General features: G+C 67.5%; 16 protein-coding genes. 10 read left to right on the top strand and 6 right to left on the bottom strand.

All coding sequences use genetic code 11. The features are described from left to right. The first annotated feature begins 24 nt into the window (after window positions 1–24). A complete protein-coding gene (locus tag DBV10_RS07710) occupies window positions 25–342 on the top strand; it encodes a DUF2834 domain-containing protein (protein ID WP_124512239.1) in 318 nt (105 codons plus the stop codon). Between the two features lie 24 nt (window positions 343–366). On the opposite strand, the gene DBV10_RS22870 is transcribed toward DBV10_RS07710, so the two are convergent. After that, window positions 367–510 (bottom strand): hypothetical protein, encoded by a 144-nt coding sequence (locus tag DBV10_RS22870; RefSeq protein WP_199740061.1) that lies wholly within the window; start codon window positions 508–510, stop codon window positions 367–369. Between DBV10_RS22870 and DBV10_RS07705 the strand changes: the two genes are divergently transcribed. Next, window positions 443–1,666: a murein transglycosylase A gene (locus tag DBV10_RS07705; RefSeq protein ID WP_124512237.1), complete on the top strand. Its 1,224-nt coding sequence runs from the start codon at window positions 443–445 to the stop codon at window positions 1,664–1,666. The genes DBV10_RS22870 and DBV10_RS07705 overlap by 68 nt on opposite strands. Before the next feature lie 84 nt (window positions 1,667–1,750). On the opposite strand, the gene DBV10_RS07700 is transcribed toward DBV10_RS07705, so the two are convergent. From DBV10_RS07700 to DBV10_RS07690, 3 genes are all read right to left on the bottom strand, one after another. After that, window positions 1,751–2,197 (bottom strand): hypothetical protein, encoded by a 447-nt coding sequence (locus tag DBV10_RS07700; RefSeq protein ID WP_233589845.1) that lies wholly within the window; start codon window positions 2,195–2,197, stop codon window positions 1,751–1,753. Between the two features lie 84 nt (window positions 2,198–2,281). Continuing rightward, on the bottom strand, window positions 2,282–4,018 hold the full coding sequence (locus DBV10_RS07695) for an MFS transporter (RefSeq protein ID WP_124512235.1): 1,737 nt from the start codon (window positions 4,016–4,018) through the stop codon (window positions 2,282–2,284). A 147-nt stretch (window positions 4,019–4,165) separates the two neighbouring features. Continuing rightward, window positions 4,166–4,651 carry an Lrp/AsnC family transcriptional regulator gene (locus DBV10_RS07690; RefSeq protein ID WP_124512233.1) on the bottom strand — a complete coding sequence of 162 codons (486 nt, stop codon included), beginning with the start codon at window positions 4,649–4,651 and terminating at the stop codon, window positions 4,166–4,168. Between the two features lie 189 nt (window positions 4,652–4,840). Between DBV10_RS07690 and DBV10_RS22770 the strand changes: the two genes are divergently transcribed. The 6 genes from DBV10_RS22770 (at window position 4,841) to DBV10_RS07665 (ending at window position 14,626) form a co-directional block, all read left to right on the top strand. Beyond that, on the top strand, window positions 4,841–5,005 hold the full coding sequence (locus tag DBV10_RS22770; protein WP_158616805.1) for a hypothetical protein: 165 nt from the start codon (window positions 4,841–4,843) through the stop codon (window positions 5,003–5,005). Further along, window positions 5,002–8,631, top strand: a complete 3,630-nt coding sequence (locus DBV10_RS07685) for an indolepyruvate ferredoxin oxidoreductase family protein (RefSeq protein WP_124512231.1) — start codon at window positions 5,002–5,004, stop codon at window positions 8,629–8,631. The genes DBV10_RS22770 and DBV10_RS07685 overlap by 4 nt, the downstream gene beginning before the upstream one ends. 300 nt (window positions 8,632–8,931) lie before the next feature. Continuing rightward, window positions 8,932–9,267 (top strand): preprotein translocase subunit YajC, encoded by a 336-nt coding sequence (gene yajC, locus DBV10_RS07680; RefSeq protein ID WP_124512229.1) that lies wholly within the window; start codon window positions 8,932–8,934, stop codon window positions 9,265–9,267. A gap of 134 nt (window positions 9,268–9,401) precedes the next feature. After that, complete coding sequence (gene secD, locus DBV10_RS07675) at window positions 9,402–11,285, top strand: protein translocase subunit SecD (RefSeq protein WP_124512227.1); 1,884 nt, start codon at window positions 9,402–9,404, stop codon at window positions 11,283–11,285. Between the two features lie 12 nt (window positions 11,286–11,297). Then, a complete protein-coding gene (gene secF, locus DBV10_RS07670) occupies window positions 11,298–12,248 on the top strand; it encodes a protein translocase subunit SecF (protein WP_124512225.1) in 951 nt (316 codons plus the stop codon). A 17-nt stretch (window positions 12,249–12,265) separates the two neighbouring features. Then, window positions 12,266–14,626, top strand: coding sequence for a DUF1631 domain-containing protein (locus DBV10_RS07665; RefSeq protein WP_124512223.1), 2,361 nt, complete (start codon window positions 12,266–12,268; stop codon window positions 14,624–14,626). A 76-nt stretch (window positions 14,627–14,702) separates the two neighbouring features. Here the strand turns inward: DBV10_RS07665 and dprA are convergent, their stop codons facing one another. Together dprA and DBV10_RS07655 are read right to left on the bottom strand one after the other, a co-directional pair. After that, a complete protein-coding gene (dprA, locus tag DBV10_RS07660) occupies window positions 14,703–15,881 on the bottom strand; it encodes a DNA-processing protein DprA (protein WP_124512221.1) in 1,179 nt (392 codons plus the stop codon). Window positions 15,882–15,959: 78 nt separating this feature from the next. Further along, window positions 15,960–17,171, bottom strand: coding sequence for a LysM peptidoglycan-binding domain-containing protein (locus DBV10_RS07655; RefSeq protein WP_124512219.1), 1,212 nt, complete (start codon window positions 17,169–17,171; stop codon window positions 15,960–15,962). Between the two features lie 199 nt (window positions 17,172–17,370). Here DBV10_RS07655 and def point away from each other — a divergent pair, with 199 nt between their 5' ends. Together def and DBV10_RS07645 are read left to right on the top strand one after the other, a co-directional pair. Beyond that, window positions 17,371–17,880 (top strand): peptide deformylase, encoded by a 510-nt coding sequence (def, locus tag DBV10_RS07650; RefSeq protein ID WP_124512217.1) that lies wholly within the window; start codon window positions 17,371–17,373, stop codon window positions 17,878–17,880. 35 nt (window positions 17,881–17,915) lie between these two features. Then, window positions 17,916–18,398, top strand: coding sequence for a hypothetical protein (locus DBV10_RS07645; protein ID WP_233589844.1), 483 nt, complete (start codon window positions 17,916–17,918; stop codon window positions 18,396–18,398). Window positions 18,399–18,417 lie beyond the last annotated feature (19 nt).

Genomic DNA, 18,417 nt, shown 5'->3' with positions numbered 1-18,417 from the left:
CCCTCCTGCCGCACGGAAGATTACATGCCACTCGTCTACACCGTTCTTTGCATTGCCGGCACCGTGCTCCCGCTGGCGCAGTTTGCCCCCTGGCTGGCCGCCCACGGGCTGGACATGCCGCTGCTGGTGCAGCAGGCCCTGGCCACGCCCCTTTCCGCATTTGCCTGGTCCGACGTGCTGGTCTCGGGGGCGGCGGCGGCCATCTTCATCGTGGCCGAAGGGCGCCGGCTGGGCATGCGCCGCTGGTGGCTGCCGCTGCTGGGCCTGGGCGTCGGCCCCTCGCTGGCGCTCCCCCTGTTCCTGCTCCTGCGCGAACGCCACCTGCAGCGCACGCCCGCGTAGGCGAGCACGCAGGCAAGCAAGGACTCACGCCGACGGCGGCTTGTCCTGGTCTTGAGCCTCAGGAGGCGGCTTCAGTTCGCCCCCCTTGCGCCCGGAGAACATGGTCCACCAGACGATGGCCACCAGCACCACCAGCGCAAGCAGCGCTTCAAGCAAAATCAGCCCCATGACATTGACACTCCTGCGCCTTGTATCGACGGCGCTGATTGTAGGAACGCTGGCCGCCTGCTCCACGCCCCCGGCCCCAAGCCCCTCCCGGCCCGGGGCCATCCCGCCCCCGCTGCCGCCCAGCGCCATGGTGCTGCCGGGCGACACCGGCCCGCTGCCGCCGCCCCTGGCCCAGCCCAAGAGCCGCTGGGTGCCGGTGCGCTGGGCCGAGTTGCCGGGCTTCACCGAAGACGCGCTGCACGAAGCCTGGAACGCCTGGATCAAGAGCTGCGAACGGCCCGCGCCGCCCTTCACCGCGCTGTGCGGCGACGTGCGCCAGCTGAGCATCGCCACCGCCGACGAGCAGCGCGCCTGGCTCATCGCCCGCCTGCAGCCCTACCGCGTCGAGGCCACGGACGGCAATGCCGAGGGCCTGCTCACCGCCTACTACGAACCCATGATGGACGCCGCGCGCCAGCCCGGCAACGGCTTCACCGTGCCCATCTACCGCGTGCCCGCCGGGCTGGGCACGCGCAAGCCCTGGTACACGCGCCAGCAGATCGACACCCTGCCCGAAGCCCAGGCGCAGCTCGCCGGCCGCGCCATTGCCTGGCTGCGCGACCCCATCGAATCCATGGTGCTGCACATCCAGGGCTCGGGCCGCCTGCGCATCGCCGAGGCCGACGGATCGGTGTCCGTGGTGCGCGTGGCCTATGCGGGCACCAACGACCAGCCCTACCAGAGCGTGGGCCGCTGGCTGCTGGACCAGGGCGCGACGCGCGACGCCACCTGGCCCGGCATCCGCGCCTGGCTGGCGGTCAACCCGCAGCGCACCAACGAGCTGCTGTGGAGCAACCCGCGCTATGTGTTCTTCCGCGAAGAGCCACTGAACGCACTGGATGCCGGCTTCGGCCCGCGTGGCGCGCAGGGCGTGCCGCTCACCCCCGGCCGCTCCATCGCCGTGGACCGCCAGAGCATTCCCTACGGCACGCCCGTGTGGCTGGCCTCCAGCGGCCCGCAGGTGCAGCTCAACCGCATGGTGCTCGCGCAGGACACCGGCAGCGCCATCCTGGGCGCGGTGCGCGCGGACTACTTCACGGGCTGGGGCCCGGAGGCCGGGGACATTGCCGGGCGGCTCAAGCAGAACCTGCGGCTGTGGGCGCTGTGGCCCCGGTGATTTGGGTGTTTTGGCCTGCTAGCGCTTGATGGGCAAGCGCTAGAAGCTATCAAATAAGAAGCAACCGCCGGCCTGGCCCTTGCGTTATGGGCACGGCGTCCTGGTGGCCTCGGTGTCCACCCGCGGCGCCACGGCCGGTGCGGCAGGGGGCGTGGGCGGGGGTGCTGTGGCGGTGTGCAGCCGGTCGCCGTCGATGCGGTACGCGTACTCGCGCGTCGAGCCGACCATCTCCGTGCGAAAGCTGCTGCCCGCCATGGTGGCGGCATACACCCCGGGGCGCACGATCTGGTAGCGGTAGGTGGTGGTCGCCATGCCGGTGGCGGTCTTGCAGACCGAATCGAACTGGTCTTCCTTGAAGTGGAGGCTGCAGCGCCCCGAGATGTCCTCGGCCGTGGCGCCATCCTGCGTGTGCAGGACGATCTTGGCCGCACGCCAGCAGCCGAGCAGGGCGGGGTCCAGAACCCCTTCGGCGTGGGCCCCGGCGGCAGCGGCCGCCAAAAAGAGAATGCTGGTGCGCGTAAGGCGGTTCATGGCAGGTGATCGGCAGGCAGGGATGTGAAGCGGACCCCTGGATGGTAGAAGACCCAGGGGGCCTTCGCGGCGCTCGCGCCCCCTCTACTCCACCGCCCACCTTGTCACCCGCGGCGGCGCGTCCCCCACATGGAAGGCCAGCTTGCGGTCGCGCAGCGCCACGTCCGACGCCGTCACGCGGTCGAAGCGGCGCAGGTGCTCCGTCCACGACTCGTCCTCGATGCGCTCCACGTAGCGCGCAGGCTGGCTGATGTCGTGCAGCAGCTGCCAGCCCAAGGCGCCCTGGCGCAGGCGGCTGCGCCGGCTCTCCTGCATCACGGCGCGGAATTCGGCGGCGCGGGCGGGGTCGATGAAGTATTCGATGGTGACCACCACATGCCCGGCACCAGGAGGCGCGTCGGCCACCGGCGCCTTGAAGGCGCGCGAGGGGCTCAGGTCTTCCTCCATGCTGCGGTCGGCCACCAGGCGCTGCACCAGCGCCATGGCCACCACGCCCGTGGCGGCGGCAATCCCCAGGCTGAGGTGCACATCGCTCAGCGTGGCCACCTGGCCCCACACGGCAGCCCCCAGCGCGGTGGAGCCCATGATGGCCATCTGGTAGATCGACATGCCGCGCGCGCGCACCCAGTTGGGCAGCGCGAGCTGGGCCGATACGGACAGGGAATTGGCCGTGGTGATCCACGCCATGCCGCCCACGAACATGGCGGGCACGGCCACATAGACATTGGGCGCCACGGCCATCACGCCGGTGGCGGCGGCCTGCAGCATCGTGCCGCGCATCACCAGCACATCGCGCGCCATGGCCTGGCGCAGGCGCGGCAAAAACATGGCGGCCGTGATGGCGCCGGCGCCCATCGATGCCAGCAGCAGCGTGAAGGTGCCCGCACCGCCACCTTCCAGGCCCCGCGCCAGCAGCGGCAGCAGCGCCAGCAGCGCCGTGGCGTGCAAAAAGAAGATGGCAATGCGCCACAGCACGGCGCGCATGCGTGGCGACTGGCGCACGAACTGCAGGCCCACGCGCATGGCGCTGGGCAGCTTTTCGCGGCCCAGCGGGCTGGGCACATGGGTGCGCTTCCAGCGCATGATGACCAGGCCCGAGAGGATGGACAGCACGGCATTGAGCACGAACACCCAGGCGCTGCCCGCGCTGGCGATGATGGCGCCCGCCAGCAGCGGGCCGATGATGCGCGAGGCGTTCATGGCCACGCCGTTGAGCGCCAGGGCGGCGGGCAATTGCGGGCGGCTGACCAGTTCGGGCACGATGGCCGCGAACACCGGCCAGCGCATGGCCAGGCCGATGCCGTTGGCAAACGTGAGCGCCAGCAGCAGCGGCGCCGTCATGCCGCCCGCCAGGATGAACCCGCACAACACCAGCGCCACGGCCGCCACCCAGAACTGCGTGGCGATGAAGTAGCGCCGCCGGTCCAGGATGTCGGCCAGCGCACCGCTGGGCAGGCCCAGCAGGAAGACGGGCAGGGTGGAGGCCGACTGCACCAGCGCCACCAGGATGGGCGAGGTGGTGAGCGTGGTCATGAGCCAGGCGGCCGCCACGTCGTTCATCCACATGCAGGTGTTGGCCGCCACCCAGGTGAACCAGAGCATGCGGAACACGGGCACCGACAGCGGCGCCAGGGGCGACAGCGACACCGCCTGGCCCAGTGCCGCCGCGCCCTGGTCGAGCTGGGCGGCCACGGCCTCCTCGGTGCCCTGGGCGATGGCGGCGCGCTCGGCGGCAGCATCCTGCGGCGAGGCGCCCGGGCTCTTCAACTCAGGGGTGGGCGCAACGCTGCGCGTGCTTTCGAGGGACGGCAAAGGGGGCATGTGGGCCCATTGTGCGGCGGTTGGCCGCGCCGTGCGCGGGCCGGGGCGCTCGTCCGACAGTGGCCAGGGGGCATGGCTTGCGCTGAAGGCAAAACAGGGCTCTGGCGCTTGTCCCTTCATCTCAAAAAGCTATCAAATGGATAGCAATCAGGTTTTGGCGCGCGCCAGGTGCGTGAGCGGCAGGGCGCTGCTGGCCTTGACCTCGCCCAGCGAGAAGCTGGTGTGCATGTCCTTCACATTGGGCAGGTTGAGCAGCACGTCGCGCGCAAACTGCGAGAAGCTGTCCAGGTCGCGCGCCACCACTTGCAGCTCGAAGGTGCCGGTGCCGCTGATGTAGTGGCAGGACACGACCTCCGGGATCTGGCGGATCGCCTCTTCCATCTTGCGCGTGAGGTTGCCGGTGCTGCGGTCGGCGTCCAGCCGCACAAAGGCCAGCACCCCGAGGCCGATCTTGTGCCGGTCGATCTCGGCGCGGTAGCCCTTGATGAAGCCCTGCTCCTCTAGCGCCCGCACGCGCCGCCAGCAGGGCGCGGCCGACAGGCCCACGCGCTGGGCCAGTTCGGCATTCGTCAGGCGGGCGTCAGCCTGCAGCTCGTTGAGGATGGCGATATCGAATTTGTCGAGAGTGTTCACAAAATGGCTGCATTGAGAAAGATCCTTTCTCAGAATAGCCTAAACACGGCACAGAACGCAAAGACATATCAGCGGCACAGACATACACTTCTCCCACATTGGAGTCGCGGCCCTAAACGGGCGGATGGACTCTGCCCCCCACCGGCCCACAAGGCGCGGACCCACAAAAAAGCCATTGGAGACATAGCCATGAATGCCCCACTGCCCGAGCACATCCGCAAGGCCCTAGAGACCGTCACGCTCGACGACAACCCGCATGGCGGGTTGGGCCGCAGGCACAAATACACAGCGGTCGGCAACGCCGAGCGCAGCGGATTTGGCGTCGAGCGTGCTTGCGAAGGAGGTGCACTGTGAACGCCCCGCTGCCCGAGCACATCCGCAAAGCTCTCGAAACCGTCACGCTCGACGACAAATACGCCTTGGACCACGGCCGGGCCTTCATGAGCGGGGTGCAGGCCCTGGTGCGCCTGCCCATGCTGCAGCGCCAGCGTGATGCCGCCGCCGGGCTGAACACCGCCGGCTTCATCAGCGGCTACCGTGGCTCCCCGCTGGGCACGTATGACCAGGCGCTGTGGGCCGCCAAGAAGCACCTGGCGGCCAACAACATCGTCTTCCAGCCCGGCGTGAACGAAGAGCTGGGCGCCACGGCCGTGTGGGGCACGCAGCAGCTCGATCTGTACCCGCAAAGCAAGAAGTTCGATGGCGTGTTCGGCATCTGGTACGGCAAGGGCCCGGGCGTGGACCGCTGCTCGGACGTGTTCAAGCACGCCAACATGGCGGGCACGGCCCAGCACGGCGGCGTGATCGCGATCGCGGGCGACGACCACATCAGCAAGAGCAGCACGGCCGCGCACCAGAGCGACCACATCTTCAAGGCCTGTGGCACGCCGGTGTTCTTCCCGAGCAGCGTGCAGGAAATCCTGGACATGGGCCTGCACGCGTTTGCCATGAGTCGCTTTTCGGGCCTGTGGTCGGGCATGAAGACCATCCAGGAGGTGGTGGAGTCGTCCAGCAGCATCAACATCGACCCCGACCGCGTGAAGATCGTGATGCCCGAGGACTTCGTGATGCCGCCCGGCGGCCTGCACATCCGCTGGCCCGATGCGCCGCTGGAGCAGGAAGCGCGCCTGATGGACTACAAGTGGTACGCGGCCCTGGCCTATGTGCGCGCCAACAAGCTCAACTACAACGTGATTGAAGGCAAGCAGGACCGCTTCGGCATCATCGCCAGCGGCAAGGCCTACAACGACACGCGCCAGGCCCTGGTGGACCTGGGCCTGGACGACGACACCTGCCGCCAGCTCGGTATCCGTGTGCACAAGGTCAACGTGGTGTGGCCGCTCGAAGCCACCATCACGCGCGACTTTGCGCAAGGGCTGCAGGAGATCCTGGTGGTCGAGGAAAAGCGCCAGGTCATCGAGTACCAGCTGAAAGAAGAGCTGTACAACTGGCGCGCCGACGTGCGCCCCAACGTGCTGGGCAAGTTCGACGAGCCCGAGGGCGATGCCACGGGCGGCGAATGGTCCATGCCCAACCCCAGCCAGAACTGGCTGCTGCGCGCCAAGGCCGACCTCACGCCCGCCATCATCGCCAAGGCGATCGCCAAGCGCCTGAAGAAGCTCGGCGTGCCCAGCGACATCATCGCGCGCATGGACGCGCGCATCACCGTTATCGAGGCCAGCGAGCGCGGCATGGCCGAACTCAAGATGGACACGGGCGAGCGCGCGCCCTGGTTCTGCAGCGGCTGCCCGCACAACACCAGCACCCGCGTGCCTGAGGGCTCGCGCGCCGTGGCCGGCATCGGCTGCCACTATATGGCCAGCTGGATGCCCGACCGCAAGACCAGCACCTTCACACAGATGGGCGGCGAGGGCGTGACCTGGGTGGGCCAGGCGCCGTTCACCACCGAGCCCCATGTGTTTGCCAACCTGGGCGATGGCACCTACTTCCACAGCGGTCTGCTGGCCATCCGCCAGAGCATCGCCTCGGGCGCCAACCTCACCTACAAGGTGCTCTACAACGACGCCGTGGCCATGACCGGTGGCCAGCAGGTGGGTGAGCGGCCCGAAGGCCATTCAGTGGCGCAGATCGCGCACAGCCTGCGTGCCGAAGGCGTGGTCAAGCTGGTGGTGGTCACCGACGAACCCCAGAAATACCACGGCCGCACGCACCATCAGGACAGCAGCGCCGTGCGCGCCGGCCACCCCGAGTTGCTCAACGACCTGCCGCCCGGCGTCGAGGTGTTCCACCGCGACGAACTTGACCGCATCCAGCGCGAGTTCCGCGAAATCAAGGGTTGCACGGTCATCATCTACGACCAGACCTGCGCCACCGAAAAGCGCCGCCGCCGCAAGCGCGGCACCCTGGCCACGCCCGACAAGACCGTGGTCATCAACGAGCTGGTGTGCGAGGGCTGCGGCGACTGCTCCACCCAATCGAACTGCCTTTCCGTGGAGCCGGTGGAGACAGAATTCGGCCGCAAGCGCCGCATCAACCAGAGCACCTGCAACAAGGACTATTCCTGCGTCAACGGCTTCTGCCCCAGTTTTGTGACGGTGGAAGGCGGCCAACTCAAGAAGCCCAAGAAGGAGAAGAAGGGCGACCTGTCGGCGCTGCCTTCCATTCCTGAACCCGTGCTGCCGGTGGCCGAAGCCGCCTGGGGCATCGTGGTCGGCGGCGTGGGCGGCACGGGCGTGATCACCATCGGCTCGCTGCTGGGCATGGCCGCCCACCTCGATGGCAAGGGCGTCATCACGCAAGACGCCGGCGGCCTGGCCCAGAAGGGCGGCGCCACCTGGAGCCACATCCAGATCGCCAACCGCCCCGAGGCCATCTACACCACCAAGGTCGACACCGCCAAGGCCGACCTGGTGATCGGCTGCGACTCCATCGTGGCGGCGCACAAGTACACGCTGGCCGTGATGCAGCCGGGCCGCACCTTTGTGGCACTCAACACGCACGGCACGCCCACGGCGGCCTTCGTGACCAACCCCAACTGGCAGTTCCCCGGTGCCAACTGCGACAGCGCGATTGCGGCAGCCGTGGGCGCAGGCGGTGTGGGCAGCTTTGATGCCGAACAGGTGGCCACCCAGCTGCTGGGCGACAGCATCTACACCAACCCGCTGATGCTGGGCTACGCCTGGCAAAAGGGCCGCGTGCCCCTCACGCTCGCATCGCTGATGCGCGCCATGGAGCTGAACGGCGTGCAGGTGGACAACAACAAGGCCGCGTTTGAATGGGGCCGCCGCTGCGCGCACGACCTGGCCTCGGTGCAGGCGCTGTTTGCCGCCGCGCAGGTGATCCAGTTCGTGAAGAAGCCTTCGCTCACCGAAATGGTCGGCAAGCGCGTGGAATTCCTCACCGGCTACCAGAATGCTGCTTACGCTGCCGACTACCAGGCCTTTGTCGAGAAAGTGAAGGCCGCCGAGGCGAAACTGGGCACCGGCACCAAATTGTCCGAGGCCGTGGCCCGCTACCTGTTCAAGCTCATGGCCTACAAGGACGAGTACGAAGTGGCGCGCCTGCACACCGACAAGGCCTTCACGGACAAGATCGCGGGCATGTTCGAAGGCGACTACAAGCTGGTGCACCACCTCGCGCCACCCCTCACGGCCAAGAAGAACGACAAGGGCGAGCTGGTCAAGCAGCCGTTTGGCCCCTGGATGCGCAACGCCTTCGGCCTGCTGGCCAAGATGAAAGGCCTGCGCGGCACCGCGCTGGATGTGTTCGGCAAGACCGAGGAGCGCCGCATGGAGCGCGCCCTGATCGTGGAGTACCGCGCCGCTATCGACGAACTGCTGGCCCGCCTGAACGCCGACAACCTGGCCCTGGCCGTGGAGATCGCCCGCATCCCCGAAGAAATCCGGGGCTACGGCCACGTGAAGGAGCGCCACCTGAAAGCGGCGCGCCCCAAGTGGGACGGCCTGATGGCCCAGTGGCGCAGCGGCAAGGTGGCACCCAGCCAGCGCCAGGCGGCTTGAAGTTCAGCCACCCGCCTGCATCTGAACGGAGAAGCCCGCGCTTGCGCGGGCTTTTTACTATCAAAAGAAGAGCTTACAGCGCTTTACCATCAAGCGCTACAAGCATTTTTTTGATGAATTGCCAGCCCCCTCTTCGCCCCCCTGTCTGCCCACGCAAACACCCGCCGCCAGCCTGGGTCTTACCCCTTGGGGCGCAGGCGGAGCGCCGCATACAATGTCCTGTTCCGCCCTGGCGGGCGCGTTGGCGCCGGCCGTTGGCGGTTTTTGTGTATTTTGACCATCCGTTGTGGAGTCCCGTCCGTGTTTATTTCTTCCGCTTTTGCCCAAACCGCACCTGCCGCAGCCGCTGGCGGTAGCGACATCATGTCTTCGCTGACGGGCATGCTGCCCCTGGTGCTCATGTTTGTGGTGCTGTACTTCGTCATGATCCGCCCCCAGATGAAGCGCCAGAAAGAACACCGCGCCATGATCGACGCCATCGCCAAGGGCGATGAAGTGGCCACCGCCGGTGGCATCGTCGGCAAGGTCACGCGCCTGTCCGAAGGCTTCCTGCACATCGAGATCGCCAGCGGCGTGGAAGTGCAAATGCAGCGCAGCGCCGTGGTCCAGGTCCTGCCCAAGGGTTCCGTCAAGTAATCAATGAACATTCCCCGCAGGCGCTGCGCGCCTTTCCCTGCCCCGCGCGCTGTGCGCGGGTGGGGTGACGCCACCTGCGCGGCGGGGCGGCCCTTGCTCGGCGTTGGCTGGCGGGGCGTGGAAAAGGCGTAAACATGAACCGTTATCCGGTCTGGAAGTACGCGATCCTGGTGATCGTGATGCTGGTGGGGGCCTTGTACACCCTGCCCAATTTCTTTGGCGAAGCCCCTGCCGTGCAGGTGTCGTCGGCCAAGGCCACCATCAAGGTGGACACCGCCGTGCAGCAGCGGGTGGAGGAAGCCCTCAAGGCCGCCGGCGTGACGCCCGACTTCGTGGCGCTGGAAGGCAACTCGGTGCGCGCGCGCTTTGACACGCCCGACACCCAGCTCAAGGCCAAGGACGCCATCCAGAAGGCCCTGGTGCCCGATGCCAACGACCCGTCCTACATCGTGGCGCTGAACCTGGTATCGCGCTCGCCGCTGTGGCTCAAGGCCCTGCACGCCAACCCCATGTACCTGGGCCTGGACCTGCGCGGCGGCGTGCACTTCATGCTGCAGGTGGACATGCAGGCGGCCCTGACCAAGAAGGCCGAGTCGTATGCGGGCGACATCCGCACCGCGCTGCGCGACAAGAACATCCGCCATGGCGGCATCAGCCGCGAAGGCCAGAACGTCGATATCAAGGTGCGCGACGAGGCCACGATGACGGCGGCCCGCAACCTGATTGCCGACCAGTTCACCGACCTGCAACTGACCAGCACACCCGAAGGCAGCGAGTTCAAGCTGCGCGCCTCCATCAAGCCCGAGGCCACGCGCCGCGTGCAGGAACAGGCGCTCAAGCAGAACATCGTCACGCTGCACAACCGCATCAACGAGCTGGGCGTGGCCGAGCCCGTGATCCAGCAGCAGGGCCTGGACCGCATCGTGGTGCAGCTGCCCGGCGTGCAGGACACGGCCAAGGCCAAGGACATCCTGGGCCGCACCGCCACGCTGGAAGTGCGCATGGTGGACGAAGGCACCGAAGCCCGCTCCGCCGAAACCGGCCGGGGCCCCGTGCCGTTTGGCTCCGAGCGTTACCTGGAACGCAGCGGCCAGCCTGTCATCGTGAAGAAGCAGGTCATCCTGACCGGCGAGAACCTGACCGACGCCCAGCCTGGCTTTGACGGCCAGACGCAGGAGCCCACCGTGAACCTCACGCTGGATGCCAAGGGCTCGCGCATTTTCAAGGACATCACGCGAGAGAACGTGGGCAAGCGCATGGCCATCGTGCTGTTCGAAAAGGGCAAGGGCGAGGTGGTCACGGCCCCCGTGATCCGCTCCGAAATCGGCGGCGGCCGGGTGCAGATTTCGGGCCGCATGACCACGGCCGAGGCCAACGACACGGCCCTGCTGCTGCGCGCCGGCTCGCTGGCCGCGCCCATGGAGATCATCGAGGAATACACCATCGGCCCCAGCCTGGGCGCCGACAACATCGAGCGCGGTATCCACAGCGTGGTCTGGGGCATGGTGGCGATCGCCGTCTTCATGTGCATCTACTACGCGCTGTTCGGCGTGTTCTCCACCGTATCGCTGGCCGTGAACGTGCTTTTGCTGCTGGCCATCCTGTCGATGCTGCAGGCCACGCTCACGCTGCCCGGCATTGCCGCCATGGCACTCGCCCTGGGCGTGGCCATCGACTCCAACGTGCTGATCAACGAACGCATCCGCGAGGAACTGCGCGAAGGCGTCTCGCCGCAAGCCGCCATCCACGCAGGCTACGAACGCGCCTGGGCCACCATCCTGGACTCGAACGTGACCACGCTGATCGCCGGCCTGGCGCTGCTGGCCTTCGGCTCCGGCCCGGTGCGCGGCTTTGCCGTGGTGCACTGCATCGGCATCCTGACCAGCATGTTCTCGGCCGTGTTCTTCTCGCGCGGCCTGGTGAACCTGTGGTACGGCCGCCAGAAAAAGCTCAAGAGCGTGTCCATCGGCCAGGTGTGGAAGCCTGAACCCGACACCGCTGTGGCCAAAACGAACTAAAGGACTGCGGCCATGGAATTTTTCCGCATCAGAAAAGACATCCCCTTCATGAAGCACGCGTTGGTCTTCAACGCGATCTCCTTCATCACCTTCGCGCTCGCCGTGTTCTTCCTGCTCACCCGGGGACTGCACCTGTCGGTGGAGTTCACGGGCGGCACCGTGATGGAAGTGGCCTACAGCCAGCCGGCCGAGCTGGCCAAGGTCCGCGAGACCGTCTCCGGGCTGGGTTATGCCGATGTGCAGGTACAGAACTTCGGCACGGCGCGCGACGTGATGATCCGCCTGCCCGTGCAAAAGGGCGTGACCTCTGCGCAGCAAAGCGAGCAGGTGCTCGGGGCCCTGAAGGCCGCCGATCCCGAAGTCACGCTGCGCCGCACCGAGTTCGTGGGCCCACAGGTGGGCGAGGAGCTGGTGCATGGCGGCCTGATGGCGCTGGCCATGGTGGTGGTGGGCATCGTGATCTACCTGGCCTTCCGTTTCGAATGGAAGTTCGGCGTGGCGGCCATCATCGCCAACCTGCACGACGTGGTGATCATCCTGGGCTTCTTCGCGTTCTTCCAGTGGGAGTTCTCGCTGGCGGTGCTGGCCGGTGTGCTGGCCGTGCTGGGCTACTCGGTGAACGAGTCGGTCGTGATCTTCGACCGGATCCGCGAAGCCTTCCGCAAGTACCGCAAGATGAGCACCCATGAGGTGATCGACCACGCCATTACCAGCACGATGAGCCGCACCATCATCACCCACGCCTCAACCGAGGCGATGGTGCTGTCGATGCTCTTCTTTGGCGGCCCCAGCCTGCACTATTTCGCCATGGCACTGACCATCGGCATCCTGTTCGGCATCTACTCGTCCGTGTTCGTGGCTGCCGCCATCGCCATGTGGCTGGGTGTCAAGCGCGAAGACCTTGTCAAGCCAGCCAAAAAGGAAGGGGATCCGAATGATCCCCACGCCGGAGCCACCGTTTGACCCGCTAATATCTGCCCATGCAGCCCACGCCCTCTTCCGTTCCTCAGCGCCGTCTGGCCCGCCAGGCGCGCCAGAAGTTCGTAGAGGGCCTGTGCTCCGGGCTCGCGGAGCTGGACACCACCGTCCAGGAGTTCCTGGCGACGCTGATGAACCAGACCGGCACGGCGCGTGAAATGCAGTCGCGCCGCGACACCTGGCTGCAGTACCAGCAGCGGCACACCACCTGGACCGCGCGCACCGGCAAGGCGTGGCAGGACGCACTGGCCCCCCACATCAGCACCCGGGACCAGGCTGCAGGCAACGCAGCGGGCAGCCAGTTCGAGCTGCTCAGCGACGATGTGGTGGAAAACAAAATCCTGGCCTCGCGCATGGCCCTGACCATCACCGAGCAGGTCGGGCCGCAATTCGACACCCTGCGCCAGCGCACCCAGTCCCTGGAAGGCCAGGAGCTCGACAGCAACGACATCCTGCGGCCCGAGACCGTCTGCCTGGCACTGGTCGAACAGTGGGTGGAATCCGGCCTGCCGCGCACCGACCTGCTGACCGTGGTGGACCCGCTTCAGCGCGACCTGGCCAATCTGATCCAGAAACACTACCAGGCCGTCAACGTGTTCTACGTGGAGCAGGGCGTCACCCCGCAGACGGACCTGAAATCCCGCGTGCGGCGCACCTCGGGCGGTACGGTGACGGGCAGTGGCAGCGACTCCGGCGCCGGGGGGTTGGCCTCGCAGGCGCTGGCACAAACCCGCGAAGCCATGGCGGCGGCGCGCGCAGCCCACCACCACCCCTTCCCGCCGCAGATGCCACCGCGCATGCCGCAACCGCCCGGCGGGTACGCGACACGGCATGGCATGCCCACCGCCTTCGCCACGGGCATGACCCCGCTGGCACGCGCGCGCCAGCGGGCGCAGGGGGTGATGGGGCAGCTGCGCCGCCTGCTCACCCAGCCCGCTACCGGGTTCGACATGGTCAATGCCCCGCCCGCATCGGCGGCGCTGGCCCATGCGCTCACGGCCCACCGCGTGCATGCCGACACCTACTACAGCAATGTCGCCACGCTGATGGAGGACTACAGCCCGGCCGCTGTGGTGCAGCTGGTCGGTGCCGTGCGGGAGCGCTCCACCGAACTCAAGAAGAAGGCCACGACCACGGGCGAGAAAGCCATCATCGAAGTGGTGGCGCTGATGTTCCAGAGCATCCTGGCCGAAGACCGCATTCCGCCCGCCGTGCGCGTGTGGTTTGCACGCCTGCAGGTGCCCGTGCTGCGCGTGGCGCTCGCCGAGCCCGAGTTCTTCAGCAACCTGGACCACCCCGCCCGCAAGCTGATCGACCGCATGGGCGCCTGCGTGCTGGGCTTTGATGCCACCAGCATCAACGGCAGCGCCCTCGAGACCGAGATCCGCCGCGTGGTGCAGGTGATCGAGCAATACCCCGAAACCGGCCGGCGGGTGTTCCAGCTCGTGTACGACGAGTTCGAGAAATTCCTGTCCAAGTTCCTGACCGAAAAGCAGGCCACGTCGCGCCTCGTGAGCGTGGCCCAGCAGGTGGAGCAGCGGGAAACCCTGGCCATCCAGTACACCATCGAGCTGCGCACCATGCTCAAGGACATGCCGGTGCGCGACGAGATCCGGGAGTTCCTCTTCAAGACCTGGGCCGAGGTGCTGGCGCTGTCGGCGGTGCGCGACGGCCCGCAGCATGCCGACACCATCGCCTTCAAGCGCACGGCGGCCGACTTGGTCTGGGCCGCCAGCGCCAAGCCCAACCGCAGCGACCGCGCGCAGGTCATCCAGAACCTGCCGGGCCTGCTGCAGCGCCTGCGCCAGGGCCTGGCACTGCTTGGCGTCAACGGCGCGGAGCAGGACGCCCAGGTCAAGACCCTCACCGACACGCTGGCCGATGCCTTCCTGTCCAAAACTGCCTCGATCCCGCAGGCGCACATCGATGCCATGGCCAAGCGCCTGGCCAACCTCGAAGACTTCATGAGCGATGCGACGCTGGGCGACATGCCGCTCAATGCCGACAACATCGAGATGATGCTGGGCATCGATGCCTCGTCCATCCATGTGGTGGCCGACAACGGTGCCCCCGTCGATGAGGCCATGGTGGCCTGGGCGCAAGAGCTGCAGCCCGGCACCTGGTACACGCTGGACCACAACGGCGCCTCGGCCCAGGTGCAGTACGCATGGCAAAGCCAGCGCAAGCAGCTGCACCTGTTTGCGGCGGTGGACGGCAGCAGCTACCTGATCCAGCTGCGCCGCCTGGCGGCCTACCTGCAGGCCGGCCTGCTGGTGGCCCAGGACGAAGAAGGCCTGACCCTGCGCGCCACGCGCGATGCCCTGGCCAAGCTGGACGCCAACCCCGAACGCTTGCTGGACTGAGAAGGTGTGATCGCACCCAACGCGTGGGTGAACGCCCCCGGCGTTGGGGGTCTTCTGCGCTGGGACGGCCCCGGCGTCAGCCCCGCCCCAGGCGCTGGAACAGCCCCCCGGGCAGGCGCGCCACGCAGCCATCAAGCTCCAGCTCCAGCAGCTTCACCTGCAGGGAGGCCGCATCCATGCCGGTGCGCGCCACCAGGGCATCCAGGCCCAGGGGGTCAAACCCCAGCGCCGCCAGCACCGGGTTGTTTTGCGGCCCGGGCGCTGCGCTGCCCTCCAACACCGCACCGTCCCCGGCGGGCGCCTCCGGCAAGCCCGGCACCGTGGTGGCCGGCAGCCGCAGCTCCTCCAGAACATCCTGCGCCGACTCGACCAGCTTGGCACCCTGGCGGATCAGGGCATGGCAGCCCCGCGACTGGGGCGCATGGATGGAGCCCGGGATCGCAAACACCTCACGGCCTTGCTCGACCGCCATCCTGGCCGTGATCAGCGAGCCCGACGCCAGGGCCGCCTCCACGACCAGGGTTCCCTGGGACAGGCCGGAGATGATGCGGTTGCGCTTGGGGAAGTTGGGCGCCAGCGGGGGCGTGCCCAGCGGGTATTCGCTGACCAGCAGCCCCCGGGCCGCAATCCGGCGCGCCAGATCGAGGTTCTTGCGGGGGTACACCCGGTCCAGGCCCGTGCCCACCACGGCAATGGTGGCGGGCGCGCGGGCGTCTGCGGCAGCGGCGTCCAGAGCGCCCTCGTGGGCCGCAGCATCCACCCCCAGTGCCAGGCCCGACACGATCGTCAGCCCGGCGCCGTGCAGCGCACGCGAAAAAAGGCGGGCGTTTTCGGCCCCCTGGGCGGTCGGGTTGCGGCTGCCCACCACCGCCAGGCAGCGATCGCTGGGAAAGGGCTGGTGCGCCAGCAGGTGCGCAGGCCCGGTGAGGTACAGCAGCAGCGGGGGGTCTTCCGTGTCCAGCAATGCCTGCGGGTACCGGTCATCGCCCAGCGTGACGATGGTGCGCGCCGGCCCCCCGGGCTCCGCGCCGGCCAGCCACTGGGCCGTGGTGTCCCACAAGAGCGCCCAGCCAGAGGGCACTTCGCACAAGGCCCGCGCCTGGGCCGCCGTCACACAGTGCTGCAACGCCGCTTCGGACTGCTGGAAGATGGCCTGCGGAAGCCCAAAGCGCGCCAGCAGGCGCCGCGCGGCCGCATTGCCCACGCCCGGCGCCAGCGTCAACCGCAGCCAAGCGCCCAGCTCTTCATGGTCCATGGATTTCAGGCAGGCAGGGCGGGAACTGCGGCAGCCTTCAGGTCAGAAGACCGGCCCGCCGCCATGCCCGGCCACAGGTTACTTGGGGCTGACCAGGCGATCGCCCACGCGCACGCCGTTGCGGATTTCAAGGAGCAGCACGTAGGACACCCGCTCGAAGGTGCGGAACACCATGGCCGTGCCGTTGACTTCGCTGGGCAGCTTGACCATGGCCTTGGACTGGTCGGTGATGTCCTTGATGCGGTCGCCCTTGGTCATCAGGTTGAGCACATGCCCTGGCTCCAGGCCGTCCTGCGAACCCAGGTTGATCGCCACCACCTGGCTCTGCGCGGCGTAGGCCACGGCCGAGCTGCCGTAGATGGACACCACACGGGCGTCCACATCGACCTCGGGGGCGCGGGGGGTGTAGCTCATGAACACACGGGCAGGGGCCGGCAGCAAGCGGTCGCCGGCCTGGACTTCTTCCTTGGTGGCCGACAGGTCCACCGTTGCAGGCACGTACTCGGAGGTGTAGCCGCCCTTGCCGTTCGCGCTCTCCTCGAACGCCTCGCCACGCACCAGCTCGGCCTTGCCCAGGTACTGGGCTTCGTAGCCCAGCACTTCGCCTGTCAAGGGGTCCTTGAGGGCCACCGCGTTGCGGAAGACCCGGTAGTGGCGCGGCTCGCCGGCCTCGGCCAGCATGGGCGACGCGGCATCGCCGCGCACATAGACGCGGTCGCCGGCCCCCATCAGCACGCGCTCGTCGGTCGTGGCGATCACGCGCGGTGCACGCAGCAGGGTCTGCTCGTCCACCACCAGCGGCTCGGCCAGGAAGGGCTCGATCAGATGCGGCTTGAGGGTGGGCAGCGCGGAATCGGCCAGGCTGTCGCTGCGTGTGCGTGGCGACACCCGCACGGTCTCTGGATCGCTGACGCTCCCCGGGCGGCTGGTGCGCAGGCGGGCATAGCCGCCGTCTTTTTCCAGATACAGGGTCTGGCCCGGGAAAATCAGGTGCGGGTTGGGGATGGCCTTGAGGTTCATGCCCCACAGTTCGGGCCAGCGCCAGGGGCGCTTGAGGTACATGCCCGAGATGCCCCAGAGCGTGTCGCCCCGCTTGACGGTGTAGGTGTCGGGCGCATTGGGGGCCAGCTCTTCGAGGGGCACGCCGCGCTCGGACACCTGCTGCGCCGTGGCGCGCTGGCTGCTGGAGATGGGGTGGTTCTGCGCCTGAGCCGGCATGACCAGCAGGGCGCCAGCGACGATGGTGAGCGCGCCCAGGGCGGTCCGCCGCACGCTGGTGAATGCCGTCATGTTGTTCCTTTTCTCATGCATTGTGAAATGCCCCCTCACTGGCAACCTGGCGCCTGCCGCATGCGAGCGCCTGGGCAAATACGTTACGAACCTTCTTAGATTCTCTGCTCAAGCCCTTGATTCGGCAACGATTATTGGTCTGCAACCCTGCAGCAGATCGTAAAAGTGGCGAAAATAGCGACATCTTTTACCTGCAGCCATGGCAATCCTTCCCATTCTCTGTTACCCGGACCCCCGGCTTCACAAGGTCGCCGGCCCCATCCTAGCGGTGGACGACCGCATCCGTGCGCTGGTGGCCGACATGCTGGCCACCATGTACGACGCCCATGGCATCGGCCTGGCCGCCACCCAGGTGGATGTGCACGAGCGGCTGGTGGTGATCGACGTGTCCGAGGAGCGCGACCAGCCGCTGGTGCTGATCAACCCCGAACTGGTCTGGACCAGCGCGGAAACGCACATGAACGAAGAAGGCTGCCTGTCGGTGCCCGGCATTTACGACGGCGTGGAGCGTTTTGATGCGGTGCATGTGCGGGCGCTGGATGCCCAGGGCGAGTCCCGCGTGATCGAGGCGGACGGCCTGCTGGCCGTCTGCATCCAGCACGAGATGGACCACCTGATGGGCAAGGTGTTCGTCGAATACCTCTCGCCCCTCAAGCGCAACCGCATCAAGACCAAGATGATCAAGCAGCAGCGGGAGGCCCGCGAGTGACGCGGTCGGCGCTCTGCCCCTTGCGGGGTGGCAGAGTGCTGGCGCTTGTGGCGCTGTGGGCGATGGTGGTTCAGCTCACGGGCTGCGCACTGCCGGCCCGCGAACAACCTGGCGCGCTGCGCGCCGAGGTGCTGGCCCGCCTGGGGCCACCCAGTGCCACCTTTGCACTGGCGCCGGGCGGGGAGCGGCTGCTGTATTCCGAATTGCCCGCAGGCTTTGCGGCCTATGCCCTGGATTTCGATGCCAGCGGTCGGCTGCTGCGCAACGAGCAGGTGCTGACACAGGCCCGCTTCGAGAACATACCGGTCGGCACCTGGACTGCGGCCGATGTTCAGAGCAATTTTGGCGCACCTTTGCGTGTGGAGCAGGTCGCACGGTTTGACGGCGACATCTGGACCTACCGCTTCCGCCAGAACGCCGACCTGCGCCTGGCCCATGTGCACCTGGACCGCCAGGGCGTGGTGCGGCAGGTGCTGTTCACGGACGAACTCCCCCATTTTGACAACGCGCGCGACTAAGCCCCCCTGGAGCGCGCCC

It is taken from the genome of Acidovorax sp. FJL06, assembly GCF_003852545.1.
In the GTDB taxonomy this organism is placed as follows: domain Bacteria; phylum Pseudomonadota; class Gammaproteobacteria; order Burkholderiales; family Burkholderiaceae_C; genus Acidovorax.
Note: the sequence above shows the minus strand (reverse complement) of the source record. Positions and strands in the feature narration are given on the sequence as shown.